At 47.2% G+C, this 21970-nt stretch carries 19 protein-coding genes; 13 read left to right on the forward strand and 6 right to left on the reverse strand.

Annotation, left to right across the window (positions count from 1 at the left end):
- Positions 1–42 precede the first annotated feature (42 nt).
- From ruvC to lpxC, 5 genes are read left to right on the forward strand one after another with little or no spacing between them, the layout of a single operon-like run.
- Positions 43–549, forward strand: coding sequence for a crossover junction endodeoxyribonuclease RuvC (ruvC, locus tag AAAA73_RS04015; RefSeq protein ID WP_340596885.1), 507 nt, complete (start codon positions 43–45; stop codon positions 547–549).
- Positions 546–1127 (forward strand): Holliday junction branch migration protein RuvA, encoded by a 582-nt coding sequence (gene ruvA, locus AAAA73_RS04020; protein ID WP_340596886.1) that lies wholly within the window; start codon positions 546–548, stop codon positions 1125–1127. Before ruvC ends, ruvA begins: the two co-directional genes overlap by 4 nt.
- Positions 1124–2155, forward strand: coding sequence for a Holliday junction branch migration DNA helicase RuvB (ruvB, locus tag AAAA73_RS04025; protein WP_340596887.1), 1032 nt, complete (start codon positions 1124–1126; stop codon positions 2153–2155). Before ruvA ends, ruvB begins: the two co-directional genes overlap by 4 nt.
- A gap of 18 nt (positions 2156–2173) precedes the next feature.
- Positions 2174–3178, forward strand: coding sequence for an asparaginase (locus AAAA73_RS04030; RefSeq protein WP_340596888.1), 1005 nt, complete (start codon positions 2174–2176; stop codon positions 3176–3178).
- Between the two features lie 19 nt (positions 3179–3197).
- A complete protein-coding gene (lpxC, locus tag AAAA73_RS04035; RefSeq protein ID WP_340596889.1) occupies positions 3198–4109 on the forward strand; it encodes a UDP-3-O-acyl-N-acetylglucosamine deacetylase in 912 nt (303 codons plus the stop codon).
- A 50-nt stretch (positions 4110–4159) separates the two neighbouring features.
- Here the strand turns inward: lpxC and AAAA73_RS04040 are convergent, their stop codons facing one another.
- From AAAA73_RS04040 to AAAA73_RS04050, 3 genes are all read right to left on the reverse strand, one after another.
- Positions 4160–4945: a murein L,D-transpeptidase catalytic domain family protein gene (locus AAAA73_RS04040; protein WP_340596890.1), complete on the reverse strand. Its 786-nt coding sequence runs from the start codon at positions 4943–4945 to the stop codon at positions 4160–4162.
- Between the two features lie 217 nt (positions 4946–5162).
- Positions 5163–6821, reverse strand: coding sequence for a hypothetical protein (locus AAAA73_RS04045; protein WP_340596891.1), 1659 nt, complete (start codon positions 6819–6821; stop codon positions 5163–5165).
- A gap of 138 nt (positions 6822–6959) precedes the next feature.
- Positions 6960–7601 (reverse strand): AlkZ-related protein, encoded by a 642-nt coding sequence (locus AAAA73_RS04050; RefSeq protein ID WP_340596892.1) that lies wholly within the window; start codon positions 7599–7601, stop codon positions 6960–6962.
- Between the two features lie 138 nt (positions 7602–7739).
- Here AAAA73_RS04050 and AAAA73_RS04055 point away from each other — a divergent pair, with 138 nt between their 5' ends.
- Genes AAAA73_RS04055 through AAAA73_RS04085 form a run of 7 tightly spaced genes read left to right on the forward strand, consistent with a single transcriptional unit; the run spans position 7740 to position 18170 of the window.
- Positions 7740–9089, forward strand: coding sequence for a PepSY-associated TM helix domain-containing protein (locus AAAA73_RS04055; protein WP_340596893.1), 1350 nt, complete (start codon positions 7740–7742; stop codon positions 9087–9089).
- Positions 9086–10294 (forward strand): MFS transporter, encoded by a 1209-nt coding sequence (locus AAAA73_RS04060; RefSeq protein WP_340596894.1) that lies wholly within the window; start codon positions 9086–9088, stop codon positions 10292–10294. Before AAAA73_RS04055 ends, AAAA73_RS04060 begins: the two co-directional genes overlap by 4 nt.
- 1 nt (position 10295) lies before the next feature.
- Positions 10296–12071, forward strand: a complete 1776-nt coding sequence (locus AAAA73_RS04065) for an IucA/IucC family protein (RefSeq protein WP_340596895.1) — start codon at positions 10296–10298, stop codon at positions 12069–12071.
- An 8-nt stretch (positions 12072–12079) separates the two neighbouring features.
- Positions 12080–13012: a GNAT family N-acetyltransferase gene (locus AAAA73_RS04070; protein ID WP_340596896.1), complete on the forward strand. Its 933-nt coding sequence runs from the start codon at positions 12080–12082 to the stop codon at positions 13010–13012.
- Positions 13009–14787, forward strand: coding sequence for an IucA/IucC family protein (locus tag AAAA73_RS04075; protein ID WP_340596897.1), 1779 nt, complete (start codon positions 13009–13011; stop codon positions 14785–14787). Before AAAA73_RS04070 ends, AAAA73_RS04075 begins: the two co-directional genes overlap by 4 nt.
- Before the next feature lies 1 nt (position 14788).
- Entirely contained in the window at positions 14789–16066 is a 1278-nt protein-coding gene (locus tag AAAA73_RS04080) for a lysine N(6)-hydroxylase/L-ornithine N(5)-oxygenase family protein (RefSeq protein WP_340596898.1), read from the forward strand.
- A 22-nt stretch (positions 16067–16088) separates the two neighbouring features.
- On the forward strand, positions 16089–18170 hold the full coding sequence (locus AAAA73_RS04085; RefSeq protein ID WP_340596899.1) for a TonB-dependent receptor: 2082 nt from the start codon (positions 16089–16091) through the stop codon (positions 18168–18170).
- A gap of 138 nt (positions 18171–18308) precedes the next feature.
- On the opposite strand, the gene AAAA73_RS04090 is transcribed toward AAAA73_RS04085, so the two are convergent.
- Genes AAAA73_RS04090 through AAAA73_RS04100 form a run of 3 tightly spaced genes read right to left on the reverse strand, consistent with a single transcriptional unit; the run spans position 18309 to position 20982 of the window.
- Complete coding sequence (locus AAAA73_RS04090; RefSeq protein ID WP_340596900.1) at positions 18309–19412, reverse strand: HNH endonuclease; 1104 nt, start codon at positions 19410–19412, stop codon at positions 18309–18311.
- Between the two features lie 50 nt (positions 19413–19462).
- The gene (locus AAAA73_RS04095) at positions 19463–20224 is read right to left on the reverse strand and encodes a ComEC/Rec2 family competence protein (protein WP_340596901.1); all 762 of its coding nucleotides are present in this window, start codon (positions 20222–20224) and stop codon (positions 19463–19465) included.
- A complete protein-coding gene (locus tag AAAA73_RS04100; protein WP_340596902.1) occupies positions 20218–20982 on the reverse strand; it encodes a ComEC/Rec2 family competence protein in 765 nt (254 codons plus the stop codon). The genes AAAA73_RS04095 and AAAA73_RS04100 overlap by 7 nt, the downstream gene beginning before the upstream one ends.
- 455 nt (positions 20983–21437) lie before the next feature.
- On the opposite strand from AAAA73_RS04100, the gene AAAA73_RS04105 reads away from it, so the two are divergent.
- Positions 21438–21962: a tetratricopeptide repeat protein gene (locus AAAA73_RS04105; RefSeq protein ID WP_340596903.1), complete on the forward strand. Its 525-nt coding sequence runs from the start codon at positions 21438–21440 to the stop codon at positions 21960–21962.
- The last annotated feature ends 8 nt before the right edge of the window (positions 21963–21970 follow it).

Genomic DNA, 21970 nt, shown 5'->3' on the forward strand with positions numbered 1-21970 from the left:
CATTCATTGACTTAGCAATACGTTCGGAATGAAATTAAAAGTATGAGTTTGACGATTCTTGGGGTTGACCCCGGTTCCCGCATCACAGGTTTTGGCGTGGTTCGCATCAACAATGGCAAAATTGAACACATCAATCACGGTGTTATTTTGCTGGAGGAGGATATGAACTTTGCCTCGCGCATGACTGAACTTGGTTTGGCCTTTCGCGAAGTCATGGAGAAATATCGTCCCCATCAAGTGGTGATCGAGAAAATCTTTATGGGTAAAAATGCCGACAGCGCCTTTAAGCTGGGGCACGTGCGGGGAGTGGTGATGTATGAAGCCGGTTTGGGCAAAGCCTCCGTTGCTGAATACGCCACGAGATCCGTTAAAAAAGGAATCACCGGCAATGGTGGTTCTTCAAAAGAGGATGTGCAGGCTGTTTTGTTGGCCATGCTGGGGATTAAATCCATCAATCGCATCGATGCCTCGGATGCTTTGGCCATGGCTTGCTACCATGCCTTTGAAATGAAAAAGAACGCAGTTTTACAAAAAGCGGTGAGTATATGATCGGTTATTTGCGCGGAAAAATTATCGAAGTCCTGGGTGATTCAGCCCTGATTGATGTGCAAGGTGTGGGCTATGAGGTTTTTGCCTCCTCGAACACATTGGGTGACTTCACAACTTTGCTGGGCAAAGACATCATCGTCTGGATTCATACCCATGTACGCGAAGATGCCCTGACACTTTTTGGTTTTCACGACAAAGAGGAAAAGAATCTGTTTCTTTCACTTCTAAAAGTGAATGGTGTCGGTCCAAAAATGGCCTTGAGTATCTTGTCGGGTGGTCGTCCTGTGCAAATTCAGGAAATGATCGAGGCTGGAAATGCCAAGGCACTTTCCGGGTTGCCTAAAGTGGGTAAGAAAACTGCAGAGCAAATCATCCTGACTCTTAAAGGAAAACTTGTTTCAATCGACGAGGGTAGCAAGATCAAGTCAGAGTCTTTGACACAAATTACGTCGGCGCTTTTGAATCTTGGATATAAATCTCAACTGGTGGATCAATTCGTGGCGACTTTGCCGATGACAGTTTCTGTCGAAGAGGGCGTGCGTAAAGGATTCCAAACATTGTCAGGTAGCTTGTCATGAGTCGTATTATTGAAGGCAGCATTATGGAAAACGACAGCTCTGATTTTAGTGGAGCTGTGGCTGGTGGTGAAAAGGCCTGGGAAAATGAATTGCGTCCCCAGGATTTCAGCGAGTTTTCGGGTCAGGACATCGTAAAAGATAAAATCAAAGTCTTCGTGGCAGCAGCAAAAATCCGCAAGGAGCCACTGGATCACGTTTTGCTCTCGGGTCCTCCGGGCTTGGGGAAAACCACGCTCGCGCAAATCATCGCCAATGACATGGGCTCTGATATCAAAATGACGTCGGCTCCGGCGATTGATAAAAAGGGTGATCTTGCCGCAATTTTAACATCGCTAAAACCCAACTCTGTTCTATTCATCGATGAAATCCATCGTCTGAGTCGCCATGTTGAAGAGTATCTGTATACCGCAATGGAAGACTATTACATCGACATCGTAACTGGTGATGGCTTGGGTGCACGTTCGATGAAATTTCAATTGGCGCCATTTACGCTGGTAGGGGCGACAACACGAGCTGGACTTTTAAATCCTCCATTTCGTGATCGTTTTGGGATTGTTGAGAGACTTCAGTTTTATGACAAAGCGGCTCTTCAAAAAATCTTGATCAGATCTGCTGCCAAACTCAATGTGGAGATTGACAGTGAAGGAGCTGAGGAAGTGGCTCGTCGTGCGCGCGGAACGCCTCGTATTGCGAATAGATTGTTAAAGCGTGTTCGTGATTATGCACAAGTTAAAGGTAATGGCGTCGTCACTCGAGAAATTGCGATATATGCTCTAGATCAGCTGGGTGTGGATCATCATGGTCTCGATTTGATGGACCGTCGTATTTTGAGTCTAATTCAAGAAAAGTATAACGGTGGGCCTGTCGGAATTGATACTATAGCAGCTGCGCTCAGTGAGGAGCGTGACACTCTTGAGGAAGTCTATGAGCCGTTCCTGATCCAGGAGGGATTCATTCAGAAAACTCAGCGCGGTCGCGTGATCACCGAGTTCGCAAAGAACGCAGTATTAGAAATGATCCAAAAATGATCTAACTGGAGAAACAGTATGCTTAAAAGACAGCCTCTCGTCGTCGAAGTCCTCAGAGGGCCCGCAGTCGAGAGTGTTCACAACGTCATGGTCGCTGTTGTGAACGAGCTGGGGCAACTGCTTCATGGCTGGGGGAATCCCAGCTTCGGTACCTTCCCTCGAAGTTCCATAAAAATGCTTCAAGCACTGCCGCTGGTTGAGTCTGGTGCCGCGGATAAGTTCGGTCTCGATGACAAAATGATTGCTCTGGCATGCGCCTCCCATCGCGGAGAGAAAGAACATCTGACGGTTCTTTCACAGTGGGCAGAGAAAGTTGGAATCACCGAGAGTCAGTTGATGTGCGGACCTCATTTGCCATACAACGAGGCAGCAGCTCATGAATTGATTCGTCGCAATCAAAAGCCCACTCCATTTTGTAATAACTGTGCTGGAAAACATGCGGGTCTTATCACGACATGTTTGCATTTGGGTGAGGATCCTCATGGATATGAAAGTTACGAGCACGGTGCGCAGAAAAGATTGCGCAACATTTTCACCGAAACCATGAAGGTCGATCACAGCAAGGTTCCTCACGGAGTGGATGGATGTGGGATTCCCACATACTCGGTTCCGTTGCAGGCAATTGCTGCCGGAATGTCTGTGTTCGTGAATTCCAAAGCACCGGCGCACCGAGTGCGGGCCTGCCAGCGAATCACGAAGGCTGTTGTTGGAAATCCATTTTACATCGCCGGGAGTGACGATTTCGCCACAGCTGTGATTGAAAAGACACACGGTCGAGCTATTATCAAAGGCGGGGCCGAGGGTGTTTTTGCCGGGTTTTTACCTGATAAAAAAATGGCCTTTGCCGTGAAAGCCGCTGATGGAGCGGGTCGCGCGGCTCAGTTGGCCACAGCGCAAATCCTGTTGCAGCTGGGAGGAATGACTGTCGAGGAAGCCAAGTCTCTCTCTAAATTCACTATGCCAGTTATCAACAATTGGAAGGGCGAGCCTGTCGGCAAGTTGCGGATTGCTAAGGACCAATAGTCAGTGCTAAACTGAGTTCATGTTCTTACAAAAAACTATTCGTAAAAAGACGGTGATTAATGGCATTGGGATCCACTCAGGTGACCCGTGCACATTAACATTCAAGCCAGCTCCTTCTGATACCGGTGTTTACTTTATTCGTAGAGATCTTCCGGGCAGCCCGTCTTTGAAAGTCACAGCAAGAAATGTTCAGGCGACAAGTCACCAAACCACTATCGGTGGTGAGGCGTTTTCCGTTGCGACGATTGAGCACTGTCTGTCGGCGTTGTCGGCTCTTCGTATTGACAATATTTTTATTGAGCTTGATGGACCGGAAATTCCAATTTGCGATGGCAGTGCCGGTGAGTTCCTAAAAGCTCTTTTGGATGTCGGTATTGTCGAGCAGGATCAACCTCGCAAGTATTGTTATATCACTGAGCCTATTTATTTTAGTGAAGGCGAAAAGCACGCTTACGTGGTTCCGTACCATGGACTGCGTGTGACCGTGACGATTGATTTTGCGCATCCTCTTATTGGCAAACAGACAATTGACCTGGACATCAATGAGCAATCATTTGGACGGGATATCGCAAGCGCACGCACCTTTGGATTTCTGAAAGACGTTGAGGCTCTTCAGGCTCGCGGTTTGGCAAAAGGTGGAAGTTTGGATAATTGCGTGGTTTTGGACACTGACGCCGTCGTTAATCCCGAGGGGTTGCGCTGGGCTGATGAGTTTGTCCGCCACAAGGCTTTGGATGCATTGGGTGATCTGGTGACCTTGGAGATGCCATTGATGGGGCATGTGGTGCTTTATAAAGCGGGCCACGATGTGATGAACAAACTGGTTCGTAAAATCTGGGATTCGCCAAATTCATACCGCCATGTGGAGCTGGGAGCTGATATCAGCGACGAAGTTCAAAAGTTCTCTGGCTGGACGATGGATGCAAGGTAGATTGATACAAAGATTGAAATAAAAAAGGCGCTCTCAGAAGCGCCTTTTTTTTATTTTCTTTTAGCGGGTTCGATCACGCTGACTTCGTTTCCGCTCATTGCGGCTTCCATCAGATCTTTATGATAGTGGTAAATCAAACTGCCTTTTTCCAAAACCGGAATTAGCTTTGTCGCAATTGACAGAGACAAAGCCGGGCATCCCCAAGAAACTCCCAGACGACCGAATGGCTGGCCCGTTTTTGGGTTTTTGGAGTTGATGAAGTTTTCACCCACATACCAGGCGCCGTGCAAAACGATGTCACGATTGAAGGCTTGATCGTTTGAAGACTGCAAGCCATACATGCGCAGTGTTTTGCCGTAAGATCCGTAATAGAAATCCCCCGTCAGGTAGAAACCCAACGAAGTCTGTTTGGAGTCTTTGATGTTTGAAAACTTAGTAGCCCAGTTGCTGTTGCCAGTGCCTTTGCCGTGGGAAACATAGTAACGAACCACATCGCCGGTACGCATGTTGATCAAAAAGAAACGACGGTTGGTGGAGGGCTGGGAGTAATCAATGATCACGATTACTTCCGGGTTTTCCAGCGTCACCACTTGAGTTGACGGTGAGCGGTCGGATTCTTCACAAGGTTTGATGCTACCTACGGGCCACTTGCCACATTGGTAAGTGCTTTGTTGGAAAGAGCGTCCTGCATGCTCGTCCATAAAGCGAACCGTTCTTTCCAAAGCTTCCTGCGGAACGCCTTGCTGCAAAATTTTACTATAGATGGCTTGAGAAGGAGCGGCCACAGCCGATGTTGCAATCAAAGACAATAGCACGGTGACAAATTGTACTTTCACAGATCCCCCACAGAATTTAGTGATAGTTCTTATTATGGATACTAGTGACGGGATATAGGAGTGATCCCCCAAAGAATCAATGTTTCAGTGCAACCATTGCAAATTTCTCTCAGTTTCCACGAGTTTAGATTGCAGCGGATTAACTAAAAGGCCATTTGAGCGAGACCAAGCCGGTCTCGCGTTATCGGTAGGTTTACTTTTGTCAGTTCTTGCGGGACTACATTTGGGATTTTAAGTAGCCCACGATATCAATACTAGGGGCTGATTCAGTACCCACGCCTGGCTTTGGTCCACGGCTGAGTTGATCCAAAGTGTAATCCATGCGCACGTCATAGCGGCGCTCTGTTTGATTGCGCAACCATTTTTGAGCATCAAACCAAGCCTTCTTGTTTTGATCGTCAGTGCACGAAGCAAGCTCTTTCGGCATGCGGGCGCCCCAACGCATTTCCGGGCAGTGGTACGGGTCAAAGCTCATATTGAACAATCTTTGGCGAGCCGCCTCAAGATTCATCAACAATGTGTCCCCATTGGAAGTCGTATAAGAGAACTTACACAATGTCGCTTCCTGGGAGTAAACCGCAAAAAGATCTTTCGCCAGATTGCTGCCGTTATAGCGAATCGTTCTGTCGTGTGCGCGCCATTTCTGGATCGCTTTTTGGGATTGGGCCAAAATATCCATAAAGGATGTTTTCAGACGGGCATCACGGGAAGGAGTGGCAAAAGATTCCCACTCTCCTGTCGCGCCAAAGATATTTACCGGCAGGCGCTCAGGGTGTTGTTTCAAAGGAATGCCTTCACGACGAGCCAATTCCACCGCGGCAACACGGTCTTTCAAGGAAGAGCAGATATCGATAACTTCGAATTTCATGTCCAAAAGAGGATCAATAACGGGCTCACCATTAGTCAGCTTCAATTGAACGTATTCAAAATAGTTGATCTCCTGGTTTCTGAAAACGAATTTGCCTTTTTTCCAGTCGCCAGACGGATCCGGTTGATTGCCGTAGAACTGCTCAGTGCCGAAGGCCGGAAGATTACGGTTGTCAGCAGCCTGAATTTGGCCTCCAACGAATACGCCACCTTCCTGAGAAGCACCAACCAGTTGCAAAGGACGGAAGTTTTTAAAGCCCGCGCCCTGACCTGGGATGGAGCGCATGAACTTGGATGTGTAAAGACCCATAGTCAAAGTATTGTCAGGATGCGCATCGATATACAGCACGCGACCGGCTTCAGTGACGCGATAGATGATGGCTACGTGACCATTTGGATCATAAATAACAGTACCTGGGCGGATGCCCGTGCGATCCAAACGAGCGGGATAGAAGTCAGCGTAAGTTGCACCTTGAGAATCACCGATCATGCGGAATGCAGCTGTTGAAACACTGTTGATCAAATCAGAGTTCAAAAAATCCACGGCATCAGGGTAAGTCGTGATGCGAAGTTTGTTTTTCTTGGTCAAAAGATCGCGACGATATTTCACCGAGTTGCCATTTGTGGAGTAGCGAATGTCTTTGTTGAAATCCTCTGGGCCGGCAGGGTTTGCAGTGAATCCCGTCGCGTGAGAGAAAGGCAATCCCATTTTCCAGGCAAAGTAAGCGCGAAGATAATAAGGCAAGTCAGCGCAGTCTGCGAAATAGCGGATGCCGCCTGGATCTGTTCCATAGAACATATTTGCAGAGCTGTTCAAACATTCAGTGACTGTCGCACATTTGCGGTTTTCGACAGCGACACCCAGTTTGGTGACGAATTGACCGAATTGATATTCATGTTGTTCAGTCCAAACTGGCTGAGTAATACGCCAATCACGGGCGCCCGCCAATGCGGTGGTGGTAGCTGTAGTACCAAAAATCAGAAGGAACATCGCAAATGTTGATTTCATCAGTAACTCCAATGACTTTAAAAATATCTCCGGATTTATAACAAGAACCCGGGTATTTTGCTTAGGAAAGTCGATTGGCTGTGTATATTTGCAGAACTTTCAGGGGTGTCAAAGAAGCTGACAGATTTTCCGTTAACATTACGTTTTTGCAGGAAGAATTTTCTGCGCAAACTTCCAAAACTTGTTATCGGCTCCTAATTTCTTAAGCAGATAATCACGGGCTTCATCTTGGGAGATCGTAAGAGATTGATTCCACAGGGGTTCAAACAGGGTTTTGGTTGCACCCACAGCGGTAGATGGAAAGCTCGAGTCCTCGATTTCGCCATAGGCCACAATCAGAAGTTTTTGCCACAATGCTTTCATAGCTCGATTGTAAGTGGACTCCATATAACGCCCTTGAAGATCGGCAATTTCCTTAAGCTGTTTTGTTGAAAGAGGGGAGTCCATTTCCAGAGCCTCCAGAATTGTACGACTCTCGTGGGAAAGCGGGGCCTCGCTGCGCTGAAATGCCATCATATTGGCGAACGCCTCCTTCGAGAAAAAGGTCGCACGATTCTGGTACCATTTCGCATAAACAACCTTGTTGGACCGGGAGAGCTCTTCCTTTAGCAGCCACAGATCCGACACCTTGTGATCTGCGTCGGCATCCCATTCCCAAACCATTTTCGAACGAGGCCACAGATGGGCCCACAGGGAGTCCGGTTCCGAGCTGTTTTTGATCGGATATACGAGTAAAATTCCCTCTTGTTCGATCGCCTTCAAGGCCTTTTGCTTAATCATATTCACATTAGAGCAAGTTCACAAAAGTTTGGCAATTTCCGACTCACTGTCAGGTCTTTTGACACTCGGAAAAAATCTTCCCAATAGGCTTTCAACAACGAACTTCGCAGGCCAAATTTTTGAGATAATTCCCTCTGTATGGTACCTATTTTAGCCAACTATATGGCATTAAAAAACACAGCATTCAGATTCTTTTATAAGCTTCACATGTACGTCGGTCTTTTCGTGGCGGTGCATTTTATTTTCCTCAGCATCAGTGGATCCATTCTGCTTTTCAAAGAAGAAGTCGAAGGTGAGATTCACACGGCCGCTGCGACGTCAGCCAGCGGTGCCCCTTTCTCATACTCCGGTTTGATGAATGAGGTTCTGAAAGAGTTCCCAGGGGAGCGACCTCTGGCGGTTTTCAAAGACGATGAAAACGAGAACATCATCAACGTGCGTCTGGGAATGAATGATTCCAAAATGTTCCGTGGTGCGCGCAAGCTGACGTACGATGCGAATACTGGCGCTGAGATCAACGTTGAAGCCAGCAAAAGCTCCTTCATGGATTGGATGCTAAGACTGCATCGTGAATTCTTCCTGGGATCCTACGGAAAAATCTATGTGGGCCTGATTGGTCTTCTTTATTTTTTCGTGATGCTGTCCGGTTTTTTCATCTACGGAAATTTCGCAAAAAAAGTTGCATTCGGAGAAGTGCGCATCAAATCCCCACGTCATTGGTTTTCGGATTTGCATCGCTATATCGGGATGGGTGTTTTTGCCTGGGGTTTGATTATCGGTGCAACTGGATTCCTGCTGGGTATCAGTTCATCGTTGATCAAGTTCTATCAATATCAAGAATTGAAACAAATCACTTTGCAGTACAAAGACGTTCACGGTGACAACGATCATGTTCATAACATGTCTGTGTTGGACAACGTCATTAAAACGGCAGAGACGTCTCTCCCGAACTCCAAAGTGGACTATATCGCTGTGCCAGACACGCAGTTTGCGCCACCCAATCACTTTTTGGTGGTGATGGTTGGAAACACTCCAAAAACAGAGCGTATGACCCAATTGGTGGTGGTGGATGCCGCGACGGGCCTGCAAGGTGAAGTGCGTGAGCTTCCTTGGTATATGGAAATCACGCTGGCATCGGAGCCCCTGCATTTCGGCAATTACGGCGGACTTTTCCTGAAAATCGTATGGTTGGGATTCTCGATCTTCTCTCTGTTGCTGCCTGTGTTTGGTCTGGTTATCTGGTACAAACGCAAGAAAGCAAAACCTGCGGGAGCGGGTGTGACCATGGAAACGCGCAAGCTTTCAGAACATGCACTGTTTAAAAGTCGCTTTGCGATCCCGGTAATCCTGTTTGCCGTGACTTCTTTTATGATTATTGGCGCCTACATTTTTGGTGGCATGTTTGCCACCGTCTCTGGTGTGGTGCTTTTGATTCCTCTATATATTTGTGCCCAGATTCTTATTAAAGGTCGCAGGGGGCGTGATTGAATCTGGCTCTCCTTGCAAACCTTAACACCATCACTTTCAGTGCGTTGCAGATATTGCTGTTCACGCTTCTGCCTTATTTGGCAGAGGCGATGCATGTCAGTCTGTCGCTGGTTGTTGCGGTGTTCAGTGCAGGGTCGTTTTTGTTTTTATGGTCCTCTCCTTATTGGGCGGCAAAAAGCGACATTGCCGGCCGTCAGCCTATTTTGCTTGCGGGTATTCTGGGGTTGGGAGTTTCCACATTGATGTTGTGGTCCCTGACTCAATGGGGTGAAAAATGGGGAGCCACGGCGGTTGTGGTGATTTTAGTTCTAAGCCGCGTGATCTATGGACTGCTGGCTTCGGCGGTGGTCCCAGTTGCGCAGGCGTTGCAGGTGGATTTATCAGAATCCAGCTCCGGCTCTGCCATGAAGGCGATGATTTCCAATTCCATGAGCCTGAACATTGGCCGCTCCCTGGGGCCTATTTATGTTTTGCTTAGTGGCGGTCAGAATATGGACCGCGTCCTGGTGGGATTCATATTCTGGATTCTGCTTTTGGCGGGTATCAATGTTTGGGCGCTGGGAATCAAAGCGCCGCAAATGAAAACGGCGCCAGCCAAAGAGCAGGGATTCCAGGCATGGGGAATGGCCTTCAATCGAATGCGCTGGGTGTTTTTGTTGGCAGTGCTGTTCACAAGCTTTATCGGCATTCTGAATTCCTCTTTGGCAGTGATTCTAAAGAACAGCTTCTCTTTAAGCAGTCAGGATTCAGGTCTGTTGATGGCGAAACTTCTATTGGTTAGCGCAGTGATTGCGGTTGCGACTCAATTCATGGGTCGAATGTTTTTTAAGAATCCCTGGCAGGGAGCCCTGGTATTGGGCGTTCTGACTTTATTGGTGGGATCCGTGCTGTTGCTGGTGATGAATATGCAGTCGCATTTGTGGGCGGCCATTTTCTTTTTGTCGGTGGGAATTGCCCTGGTGCCGCCATGCTATCTGACTTTGATGACGACTGTGGATTCAGCTCATCTGGGTTTGGGGCGCAAAGCGGGCCTGGTCAGCGCCGCCAACACCATCGGTTATGCCGTTGGCGGCTCCCTGGCCGCAATCACTTTGAAGGCTCAGGCATTTTCGCTCGAGTCGCTCATGGTGTTTTTGGTTTTATTAATGATGTTGAGCATTGCGATCTTATATCGTCAGCGTTTTTCAGCTGCGGTGGAGACATAATATGAACTTGCGTGAACTTTCACTTCGACATTCGGCTTCGTGTTTTTTCAATTCCCTTTTCAGAGAATGGTTTGATTATGCAATTCAATCCTCGCCGAATCAGATTGCGATTGAGACGGGCTGCAAAGAGTCTCTGACCGTAAAATTGACCAACGGAGACGAACTGTATTTGCCACTGACCCGCAACTCCCTGATGGGCCGCCATCAATACTCTTCCACCTTCTATGTGCATAGTGCCGGTATTCTGAAGGCCACTGATTTTTTGACGGTGGCGGAAGTTTTGGTCAAGCATCTGACAGCGGTTTTTCCAAACAGCACCGGCAACGATGCGGTTTTTATGGATCGCTTGAATAACAGTGTGGAAAATATCGAGCTGGCATTGGGTCATCGCAAGGCAGACTTGCAGTCCATTTACGAGCGTCCTATGAATTTTCAGCAAGCGGAACAGGGTTTGATGATCGGCCATAACTTTCACCCTTATCCAAAAATGCGTGAAGGTTTTGACGAGGCCGACTATCGCCAGTACTCACCGGAAATGGCCGGGCAGTTCACTTTGCATTGGTTCCTGGCCAAGCCTGAAACGGTCGTTAACGAAAAAGCCCAAAAGTTCCAGATTGAACAATGGACTTTGGATGCCTTTTTGAAAGACTATTCCAGTTCTGAAGTGGCGATGGCAAAATTGAAAGCCGGCTATATCCCATTCCCGGTGCATCCCTGGCAAAAGCAGCACTTACTGAAAAATCCGGTTGTTCAGAATTATCTGAAAGAGGGATCGCTATTGGATCTGGGAGCGGCTGAAAAGCCCTGGTTCCCGACGACATCATTGCGATCCATTTATGCGTCTCACTCGCCATTTATGATGAAGTTTTCTTTGACCTTGCGACTTACCAATTCCATTCGTCATTTGACAGCGGTGGAGGTCGTGCGTGGGTTACAGGTTTATGACGTTTTCATGACCTCCAAAGCCCAGGAGTTTTCGCGCAAACAGCCTCAGTTCCAAGTGGTTTTTGAACCGGCATTCATGGCACTCAAGGATCCGTCAGGTGAAATTTTGACGGAATCCATCGTCGTCTGCCGCGAAAATCCATTCACGGAAAGCAATCGCGAAGAAGCCGTGGTGCTTTCAACATTGGCGCAGGACAACCCGCTGGGTGGCGAAAACCTGATCCAAAAGTCCATTCGCAAGGAATCTGAAAAGACGGGTCGTCCGTTAAGTGAAATTTCAGAACAATGGTTTGCGCGTTACCTGGAAGTGGCCGTGAAACCTTTGGTATTAGCTCAGGCCAATTATGGAATCTTATTGGGTGCTCATCAGCAAAATCTGATTTTAAGCCTGAAGGCTAACTTTCCTGAAAAAGCTTACTTTCGCGATTGTCAGGGCACGGGGTACAGCCATTTTGGTTTCTCTTTGTATGGCAAAGATGTGGCCAGTCTGAAAATGGAGAACGGAAATATCCTGGATGATAAAGGGAATATTCTGTTTGCCTACTATTTGATGATCAACTCCACGTTCAATGTGATAGCAGCCATTGCTGCCGATCATTGGGTGCGTGAAGAAGACCTGGTGCGCGACTTGCGCCAGTTCCTGATGTCCATTCGTGACACGAATCCACAGGATCATTCCTGCTTGAACTACCTTTTGGATCAGGCGGAGATTTGGCACAAAGGAAACTTCACCTGCAGTTTGCAGAATATGAATGAAAATACCGCGACAAACCCATTGTCGATTTACAACCTGATTAAAAACCCGATCGCAGCTGTTGCGGTCAAGGCTTAGGACGTATTATGAGCAAACAAACTTACTTGCATGTTCAAGAAGGCACTCAATACCAGGCGGAAGTCGCTGGCAGTGTTTTGACGGTGACAGCAAATGAAACCGTTCAATTTCACCTTGAAGAACAAACTGACAAAGCCCAGTTGATCACGCGGGAAAACGCCGCTTCTGGTTCAGTTATGGTGGCGATGGAGCATCTGTTTGGACTGAAGCCAGAGTTGAAATCCATTTCTGTGAATCAAACAACAACTCTGCGTCAGGATTTCTTCCAGAACCCATCCTTGTGGTGTGCTTTTGGAAAACAGTCCGTGGCTCCTGAACAATGGATGCACACGGGGCAAGTGTATCACCCGGTGCGTCCTCAACCTCGTCCAGGGGATTTGCTCTATTCGCGTTTTGTTCCAAGCATCGGTAAAACAGTCAGCTTCCGTGTGGTTGATGTGGAGCGCGATCTTCAAACTTTCCACTTCTGGCACAATCAGCCCTATGTTGCAGAGTTCTGGGAGCTAGCGAAACCGGATTTTGAACTTAAAGAGTATCTTGAAAAAGGTCTGGTGGATTTGCACTCGATTCCAACATTTGTGGAATTTGATGGCGTGCCAGTGGGATATTTTGAAATGTATTGGACATTGGAAGATCGCTTGGGTCCTTACTATGAATCAGAAGCGTTTGATCGTGGTTTCCATTTGTTGATCGGAAACAAAGAGTATTTGGGTTTTAACAACACCGACGCGATTTTGAAATCCGCAAGTCACTACTTGTTCCTGGAAGAGCCGCGCACTCGTAAAATCATGGCGGAACCGCGCTCAGACAATCAACGTATCATCCGTTATGTCGAGACATTCCCGGCTTGGAGAAAAGTGAAGGAATTTGATTTCCCTCATAAGCGTGCGGCTTTGCTTGAATGCCGTCGTGAAAAATTCTTTATGGGGAATTTCCTGTGAATCTGACAGCGAACACACTTCATTCAGGATCCGCATGGGTGCGGGTGAATCAGAACCTGGTGGCTAAAAGCCTGCAGGAGCTGAGCTATGAACAGGTTCTGAAAGCCGTCACTTTGGACGGTCAGAACTTTGTGTTCGTTTTGCAAAATGGAATTGAATACCACTGTCAGGGCTGGCAGGGGATTTGGACAGACATAAAAGTTCAGGCGGACTCCATTGTTCGCGTGGTTGATGGAATCAAAATGCCGGTGAAAAGTGCCGGTCAGTTTTTTATCGACTGCCAAAAAGAGACAGGCATGGATGACATCATTCTGGGAAATTTTCTGGAAGAGATGCATAACACTTTGTTCTCGGATTTGCGTATTGAACAAAAACAGGCGGAACAAACCTCTGCAGAAATGACCCAATGGACTGGTCTTAAGATTCAGTCCATTTTAAATGGCCATCCCAAGTTATTGTTGAACAAGGGGCGCATCACTTGGAGTGAAGGGGACCTTGCGGAGTTTGCTCCGGAAAGTCAGCCCGTGATTCGCTTAATGTGGTTGGCAGTTCGTAAAAATTCCGCTTTGGCAGCGCAAATGCCGGGCGTGACTCAAGATGTGATTTTAGCGCAAAGCATGGATTCAGCGGAGTTGAATCGTTTTGAACAGCACTTGGCAGAATTGAAGCTGGTGAAGTCCGAATACGTTTTCGTTCCAGTGCATCCGTGGCAGTGGGATCGCTTTATCCAGGTTCAGTTTGCCGGAGAGCTGTCCACGGGCGTGATCAAAGCACTTGGGGTGTTCGGTGATAACTACCAACCTCAGATCTCTATTCGTACACTGTCAAATATCAGCCGCCCGGGGCTTTGGGATATCAAACTTCCGGTGACGATCCTGAACACCTCCAGCATCCGTGGAATTGCAGCAAAGTATATTCCAGTGGGTGTCGAGCTTTCGCAAAAAATGAATGACATTTGCGCTCAGGATCCGGTTCTTAAAAACGTTCAGATTTTAAGTGAAAAAGCCGGCGTCAGCTTTCAGCACCCGGTATTTAAACAGGTGGCTTTGGCCCCTTATCGCTATCACGAATATTTGGGCGCAATCTGGAGAGAATGTGCCGAGTCGAAAGCCGCAGCTGGCGAGACTTCTGTGCTTACTGGTAGCTTTTTTCATAAAGACGCAGAGGGACAGAGTTTACTGGGGGCTTATGTAAAGTCTTCAGGACTGTCTATGGATCAGTGGTTGCGTCAATACTTTGAAGTGGTGGTGGTGCCTTTGTATCACCTGCAGCTGAAGTATGGGATCGGCCTTGTTTCTCATGGCCAAAACATCGTGTTGAAACTGAAAGATCATGCCCCGGTGGGCTTGATTTTAAAGGACTTCCAAGGGGATTTACGCCTGGCTAAGGGCTCTCCCTTGGTTCAAGAGTCCGCTAACCTGGCGGCGCACTTGTTGCAGCTTCCACGCAATTATCTGATTCATGATTTGTTCACGGGACATTTTGTCACCGTTTTAAGGTTTATTTCCGAGGTTTTGAAGGAGTGCGACGGTTTCTCAGAATACGAGTTTTACGGGATTCTGGGGCAAACCCTTCGCGATTATCTTTCATCTAGCGGAAAAAACCTGAATGTGGATGACAGCGTCAACCTTCTGGCGGAAAAAATGCCTCGTGTGCTGGTAAATAGGGTGCGTTTTAAGATCGGTTATGCCGACTCACACGAACGCCCGGTCCCCATGGTCGGAGACGAACTTCTGAATCCATTAGTAACGGGATTAAATAAAGGAGCACTGTAAGATGGAACAAAAACACAATCTTATAGGTATCGGTATCGGCGTATTCAATCTTTCCCTGGCGGCTCTTGCTGATAAAACAGCAGGGGTGAGCAGCGCATTCTTCGATGGGAAGGCATACTTCGACTGGCACTCCGAAATCATGTTCGCAGACTCTGAAATGCAGACGTCCTTTTTGAAGGATCTGGTCATGGGAGCTGATCCGACAAATCCATACAGCTTCATGAACTACCTGGTTTCCAATGGCTTGTATTACTCTTTCATGAACACGAATCGTTCCGTTGTTACACGTCGTGAATTTGAAATGTACTGCCAGTGGGTTAGCGAAAAATTGGCGCACCGTTTGAACTTTGGTTCAAAAATTGACGAAGTCAGCTTCAAAGATGGCCAGTTCGTGGTTCGCTCTGGAGACAATATCGCAAAGGCTGCGAATATTTGTATCGGTACGGGTTTGACTCCGAACGTTCCTGATTTTGCCAAGGACTTTATCGGTCCGAAAGTATTCCATGCAAAATCCCAGCACCTTAAAAATCTGGATGTCACTGGTAAGAACGTGGTCGTTATCGGCGGCGGTCAGACGGGTATCGAGATTTTCCGTAATTGCTTTAAAGGCAAATGGGGCCGTGCTCTGAGCACGCGCATGATCTCCAGCCGTGCTAATCTTGAACCGTTGGACAATTCTCCGTTCGTTAATGAGTATTTCACTCCTAACTACGTGGAAGATTTCTTTGGTTTGGATCAGTCACAGAAAGATCCAATTGTGCGCCATCAGAAGATGGCTTCTGACGGCAACACTCCCGAGTATTTGGAAGCGCTTTACAATGACATCTACCAATTGCGCCACGTACTTCGTGATGAAGCGCTGATCGAGATTCTGCCGTCTCGCTGCATGGATCGTATTGAGGAAGCCGGCAATGGCTACAAACTGACTGTGAGCAGCACTTTCTCAAACAAAACGGAAGTGCTGAATGCAGACATCGTGATTCTAAGCACGGGATTCAGAACTCGTATTCCACAAATTATCGAACCGATTCAAAACATGATCGACTTCGATGAAAACGGACGCTTCATCCTGCAAAAGAATTTTGCAGTGCAATGGAAAGGTCCAAAGGAAAATAAAATCTACGCCATGAACTTCAGCCGTCATGGTCATGGAATTTCTGAACCACAAACCAGCTTGATGGCGTGGAGATCCGCGACCATTCTGAATGATTTGTTGGGTAAGGAACACTACAAGACTTCGAATATGGTTTCTAATTTTGTTAATTATAGAGGGTTATAGGAAGACCCAAGGAAAGAGAGAAATGAGAATTTTCATCGCAGCTTTGTTCACCCTGCAGGCTTGCTTTGCGCAAGCCCAGACTCCGACAGAACAAACCACAACCGAGACGCCAGCCACTGAATCACAACCCTCTGAAACGTACCAACTGCAACAAGTACAGATCCTTGGTAACAAGGAAGAGAAGTCTTACCTTGAGAGTACTGAATCCATCTCTGTCTTAAAAGCAGATGAGTATGACAAGGGTGTCAAAACCGACTCTATCAAGGCCTTGAACGCCCTTCCCAACGTTCAGGTTAACAAAAACGACAACACCTTCAGCTTGCGCGGTATCAATAATATCGGTGTGACGGGTTATCAAAAAGACAACTTGGCTTCCATCATCGTGGATGACGTTTTCCAAACGGACCTTGCAATTTCAGCGGGGGCCTTTGATTTCTGGGACTTGGACCACGTGGAAATCTACCGTGGAGCTCAGAGCACCACTCAGGGTATCAATTCTTTGGCGGGTAGTATTCTTTTGTTCCACCGTAAAGCCGGGGAGCAAACGGAGGGCGCAGCCAAAGCCGGACTTGGTACTTACGGTTCTAAAGAAGTCGGCGCAGTCACTAACAACACCTTCCTGGATAAAAAACTTCTGACTCGTTTCGCGGTGAATGTGGAACGCTATGATGGGTTCATCACGAACGTCACAACAGGCAATGATCGTTGGGGACATCAGGATAAGAACTATTTAACCGGTGATATGATTTATAAGATAAACGCCCATGATGAACTTCGTTGGAATGTGAAGATCATGCAGACCGAAAACGGGGGGACTTATTCTCAGTCCGCAGATCCGTTTAAGTACGAAGTGATCGAAAACGTAGATAGTCGTGCGTTGACCAACAATCAACAATCCAGCCTTCGTTACTCAACCAGGATCAATGAAAACTCCAGCAATGAAACGATCTTGGCCTATTCCCAGGCAGATCAGGATTCGACGGCGGACTCTGACGGCACATCTAATCCCGCATCGGGCATTCGATATGAGAATCACACGGATAGCTATTTGAGTGTGGAAAACCTGTGGAAGTACCAAAGCGATAAAGTTAAGAACGTTTTGGGTGTGCATTATCACGACTACACAATTAATAATGACTATGATTTTACGCTCCTGCCAGCTCCAGGGTATGTTCGTCAGAAAACTGAAAAGTATCAAAAATCATACGCGGTCTTCAATTCCGTGCTGTTCAAGTTTAACGAATCCCATGCAATGAATCTGGGGCTTCGTTATGAGTACATGGTGAACAAGTTTGATTCCTATGTCTTTGCCTTTGGTACGCCTCGAGTCGCCAACGGAAACGAAGAAGGCGGAATTCTACTGCCTAAAATTGCTTATACCATCACTGAAGGATTACACTCTTATGGGGCGTCCTACACTCAAGGATATCGTACCGGTGGTGTCAGTGTGAATCGTTGGACTTCGGCAGTGTCACAGTATGACCCGGAAACAACAGACAATTTCGAGTTAAGTTATAAGTTCGTTCAGGAAAAATCCCGACTCGCGGCCAACATTTTCTATACCCACTGGAAAAATCAGCAGGTGTTGGTGCAATACAGCCCCGGCAATCCCTATGACTCTGCGACTGTGAACGCCGCAAGTTCCGAGATCTATGGTGCCGAGCTGGAAGGTCAGTACAGTATCAATCCAAAGAATGTGATCAGTGCAGGGATTGGTTACAACCATACTCGTTTTATCGACTTCAAAAGTCCGACGGGCGTGGTCTATGACGGCAACCAATTCCCATTTGCAAGTCCGTGGACGGGGAACGTGAATTACACCTTCAAGCCCAACGATGCGTGGACTTGGGACAACACCCTAAGATATTTGGCAGCTGGATATGGCGATGCTGCCAATTCGAATGCCAAAAAAACACCTGAGCAGTGGTACTTGGATACGTCGTTAAGTTACTTGCTGGCACAATGGAACTTGAATACCGAGTTCTACATCCGCAACGTGCTTGATCAAAAGTACGTGATCTTCGACGCCAGCGGCTCAAGCTTTAAGGCTTATCAAGTCAACGCGCCTCGCGAATTTGGTGCCCGCGTGACCTACTTCTGGTAGTTTCAAAATTCAGATCTAAATCAAAAAAAGCTCCGGTGACCCCGGAGCTTTTTTTATTTCTGCGGCAAAGCATATGTGTAGATAGTCCGATAGTCATAGGTATAGCTTCAATCTGAAACGGCCCAATCATTTCCCAGTCTATTCTGGCTTTGTGATTCGTACCGAATTCTCGATTCGATATTTATGCCGATTGTGCTGAGCGCACAACACCTGCAAATTCTGAATATCATTCGTCCCACCAGCCCACACCGGCTGGATATGATCGATTTGCAGCAACCTTCGACTGCCACAGACCTTTCCGCTCGCGGGGTCCTTGAATTGGCAGTGACCCTGTTCTCGAATAAGCATTTTTTTAGGTGCCGAACTCAGTGGCTTACGCGCTGCCGCACCCGCTACGGGTGTGGATGTTGCGAAAGTGAAATTGTCTTGAGGGGGTGGTAGCGGCAATGCACTTTTGCCATCCATTTCAAAACTGGAAATGCTATTTGAAATTGGTGTGGCCGAGACGGAATTTTTGACTGATTTTTTGTTCGTCCGACGCTGTAGTTCTCTTTGCGCCAAATACATAAAAGTATTGGCCCATACTTTTTCTGGTTCTGCATGCGCAATTAAGCCCTGAACTGTGCTTAAAGTGGAGAACTGGTCCTTACTGAACGTAACTGTTAAGGTGACGGATTCGTCTCCGTGAATTTTCTGTTTATGCTCAACCAAAGCAGGAATGGATAAGGTTTGGCTCAAGATAACTTCAGTTTGACGTTGAGTTGTGTGTTCAATGCGATTCAGAATTTCACTTTTCTCTCCAGGTTCCAGCTTGCGATCTTCGGTCTTCTGGACAGTTCGTATGGCTTGCTGTACTTGTGACAGCTGAGAAAGATTTAAAGCTCCGCTCTCAATTTTTTTGCCAAGCTCGGGTATTTCACGCAGCAATCGCGCTGATTCAATTCGGCGAATGGCGGCCGATGAGCTGTAACCGAATTCATGCACCATAAACTCGAATAAACTGGGATAGGCTTTATCCAGGAACAATCTACGAGAATCGATTTCCGCAATGTACTCCAAAACCATGTGCGTGATTTTTCGCTCGGTTTGCACAAGTCGACCGAAGCGGGCAAGTAATTCGTCAGAGGGAAGATGACATAGACTGGGATGCGGTTGGAGGGTATTGTCGTTAGCTATTTCTCCAGTGCCGCTGCCGTTACTGCGACAGTCGCCGTCGCTCCCATTTCTTAAAATACTTTTCATTTTATCTCCATATTTCTAAGCACAAATTCTTTCGGGGCTTTTTTGATAAACTATTTCTCAAACCAAATATTTCCCCAATCCTCCGTGCGCAGCAGGGGGATGTGGCGGGTCTTCAGGCGATGCACGACTTCGGCGTGAGGGTGTTTGTAGCGCTCGTAGCGGGCGGAGGCGATGGCAAGCTTCACGCCCGGCAGGCGTTGGAGCAGCTCATCCGAAGTGCTAGTGCGGCTGCCGTGGTGGCCCAATATCAGCACTCGCGCCGAGGACATCCATGACAGATTTTTCCATTGCAGTTCTGACTTCATCGGGGAATCTCCGGGTAAAAGGAAGTCCCCATAGCGCACAACCTGACTCAGACCATTGCTGTCCTTGCGTTTGTTCTTTCCGGAACCAGCAGATGTGTTCACTTTTGTTTCCTGCCAAACGGGTAGTTCCACCGGTTCCGAACAGCGAGGGAATTTTTTAAGCATTTTCATTTTTCCCGAAGACGATTTGCCGATGGGTGGCAACGCAATGCAAGTATCCCAACTTCGTGGCCAGCGGGAAAGGGCACCGATGTGATCCCAATCCCAATGACTAAGGTAGATGAAATTCTTTTTGCTGCGGCAAAGTCGTGCAACTTTTCCCCAGGCGAATCGTTCGCCGCCCACATCAAAATGTCGACAATGATTTTCCTCGACGGCGGTTATCCACAATCCCTGCCCCACGTTCCAAACGATGACGCCGCGGTGCTCGTTGCGGTTACTAACTGGAGTTGCACTAAAAGTAATCAGAAGAAAAGAGATCCACGCAAATCCTAAGAGTCTTACCAAGCGGAATCCTTTCCCTGGCGCAGTTTCAGACGAAGAAAATGCAACAGCACGTGCCAGGAGAATATCCACACCCACAGGTAGGTGATCTCGACAGTCGAGGCCCTAGCTGTGGGCACCGGCTCAGATGTCCAAACCAACATCCAAGAAAAAAACTCGATCACAAAATCAAACACGCCAACAGTGATCGGGAATGCCATCGTAAGAAATCCTAGCGGTAGTAATAGGTAGGATACCAAAGGCCCTAGCAATAGATTGTAGAGGAGGGAGAGTGGATGCAAAGAACTCAAGCCCCAAAGTGGAACCATCATGAAAACAAAAATGCACACTTGAGTGAACACAAGTCGATGTAAAGAATTTTTAATTTTTAAAAGTGAAACACTACTGAGTGCGAGGGCGGCACACCAACTCATCAAAAATGAAGTGGAGTTCCACCATTCAGGAAAAAGTATAAGTGTGAAACAACCCGCAATCAACGTCATGGTGTCCGCAGGAAAAGGCCATTTAAATTTTTTGAATGAACCGCGCAAACCCAATGCAGACAAGGCTCTTACGGCGGGTGGTTGCCAGCCAACGACCAAAGAGTAAAGACTCAAAAGTAAGAATCTTACAAAGAATGGAACGCGCAGAGTTGCGAATAGTTCGTCCAGCAAAAGTAAATGTGAACCGGAGATAACGAAGATATGGATGAGTGATGTTTTCTGCAAATTCTGTTTCAGGTTCTGATCTTGAAGTTGCTCACCACATACGATTGAGGCCAATGCAGTGTGGTTTTCAGACTCGAGAGGCACGAGTGTAAGACACTTTTGTTGATAACTCTGGGAAAGGCGTGATGCATTATTCAGCAATGAGTTGGATGATGAAATGCTTAAGCCCGCAGCAAGTAGAAGTATAATAATCATGAATTCGTGTACTTAGCAAAACTCGCTCCCAGCGCAGATTCTAAAATAATCTGTCTTGAGGTCTCTGCGTCCGTTTCATTCGGATTGTAAGATCTGAAATTGAGCTTTCTAAAAAAGAGGCGATTTTTCTAATTTATCAAGTGAATACATGTGTTTATGCTGTGCTTAAATTTCATGCAAATCGCTGAAACCCTTGAAGTGCAACAGGTCTAAGGTCCAGCATTACAATAACTCAACATTTTGTGTGGATAAGTCTGCTTGTTTGCACTTCTCATTGCATGTCATACTTAGAAAAGATCAAGGAGTGTCGAGAGATGAAGCAACTAGGACGATTGGCAGCAACACTACTTTTAAGCTTACCTGTGACTGCGATGGCAAAGACAACAATGATGCCCAAGAACGCAGCGCCAACTTCGAAACAGCAAGCTTTGCTGGTTGAATTAACAGGTCAGGATTTTACCAAGCAGTCTGACACAGAACTGTATGCTGAAATGATAGGCGCGTCACATCGCGATGATGAGATTGGCTTAAAAAGCCGCATGCAAAGCCTTTTGACACGTTTTCCGGCGAGTACATATGCGGACAATGCATTGTTTCTTGCAGGTAGAATGGCTGTGGACCACGGTAACTTCCCAGAGGCGATTCGTTATTTCGGACGCATTGAAAAAGCTTATCCAAACAGTGACAAGGCAGCGAGTGCAAAGTTCGCAAAGGCGATGACGTATAAAAAAATGAATTTGCCACAGTTTGCAAAACGCACGTTGACGGAAGTCAGAGCGAAATACCCAGGCAGTCCTGAGTCTTTCAGAGCTGACGCGGAATTAAGACTGTTCAACTAGAATAATCA

Origin of the sequence: Bdellovibrio sp. GT3 (genome assembly GCF_037996765.1) — a bacterium.
GTDB lineage: Bacteria > Bdellovibrionota > Bdellovibrionia > Bdellovibrionales > Bdellovibrionaceae > Bdellovibrio.

Excerpts from the sequence above, each read along its gene's own strand:
- lpxC (WP_340596889.1), top strand. The coding sequence starts at position 3,198 with ATGTTCTTACAAAAAACTATTCGTAAAAAGACGGTGATTAATGGCATT.
- ruvC (WP_340596885.1), top strand. The coding sequence starts at position 43 with ATGAGTTTGACGATTCTTGGGGTTGACCCCGGTTCCCGCATCACAGGT.
- AAAA73_RS04030 (WP_340596888.1), top strand. The coding sequence starts at position 2,174 with ATGCTTAAAAGACAGCCTCTCGTCGTCGAAGTCCTCAGAGGGCCCGCA.
- AAAA73_RS04090 (WP_340596900.1), bottom strand. The coding sequence starts at position 19,412 with ATGAAAAGTATTTTAAGAAATGGGAGCGACGGCGACTGTCGCAGTAAC.
- AAAA73_RS04045 (WP_340596891.1), bottom strand. The coding sequence starts at position 6,821 with ATGAAATCAACATTTGCGATGTTCCTTCTGATTTTTGGTACTACAGCT.
- AAAA73_RS04085 (WP_340596899.1), top strand. The coding sequence starts at position 16,089 with ATGAGAATTTTCATCGCAGCTTTGTTCACCCTGCAGGCTTGCTTTGCG.
- AAAA73_RS04080 (WP_340596898.1), top strand. The coding sequence starts at position 14,789 with ATGGAACAAAAACACAATCTTATAGGTATCGGTATCGGCGTATTCAAT.
- AAAA73_RS04050 (WP_340596892.1), bottom strand. The coding sequence starts at position 7,601 with ATGATTAAGCAAAAGGCCTTGAAGGCGATCGAACAAGAGGGAATTTTA.
- ruvA (WP_340596886.1), top strand. The coding sequence starts at position 546 with ATGATCGGTTATTTGCGCGGAAAAATTATCGAAGTCCTGGGTGATTCA.
- ruvB (WP_340596887.1), top strand. The coding sequence starts at position 1,124 with ATGAGTCGTATTATTGAAGGCAGCATTATGGAAAACGACAGCTCTGAT.
- AAAA73_RS04070 (WP_340596896.1), top strand. The coding sequence starts at position 12,080 with ATGAGCAAACAAACTTACTTGCATGTTCAAGAAGGCACTCAATACCAG.
- AAAA73_RS04065 (WP_340596895.1), top strand. The coding sequence starts at position 10,296 with ATGAACTTGCGTGAACTTTCACTTCGACATTCGGCTTCGTGTTTTTTC.
- AAAA73_RS04055 (WP_340596893.1), top strand. The coding sequence starts at position 7,740 with ATGGTACCTATTTTAGCCAACTATATGGCATTAAAAAACACAGCATTC.
- AAAA73_RS04105 (WP_340596903.1), top strand. The coding sequence starts at position 21,438 with ATGAAGCAACTAGGACGATTGGCAGCAACACTACTTTTAAGCTTACCT.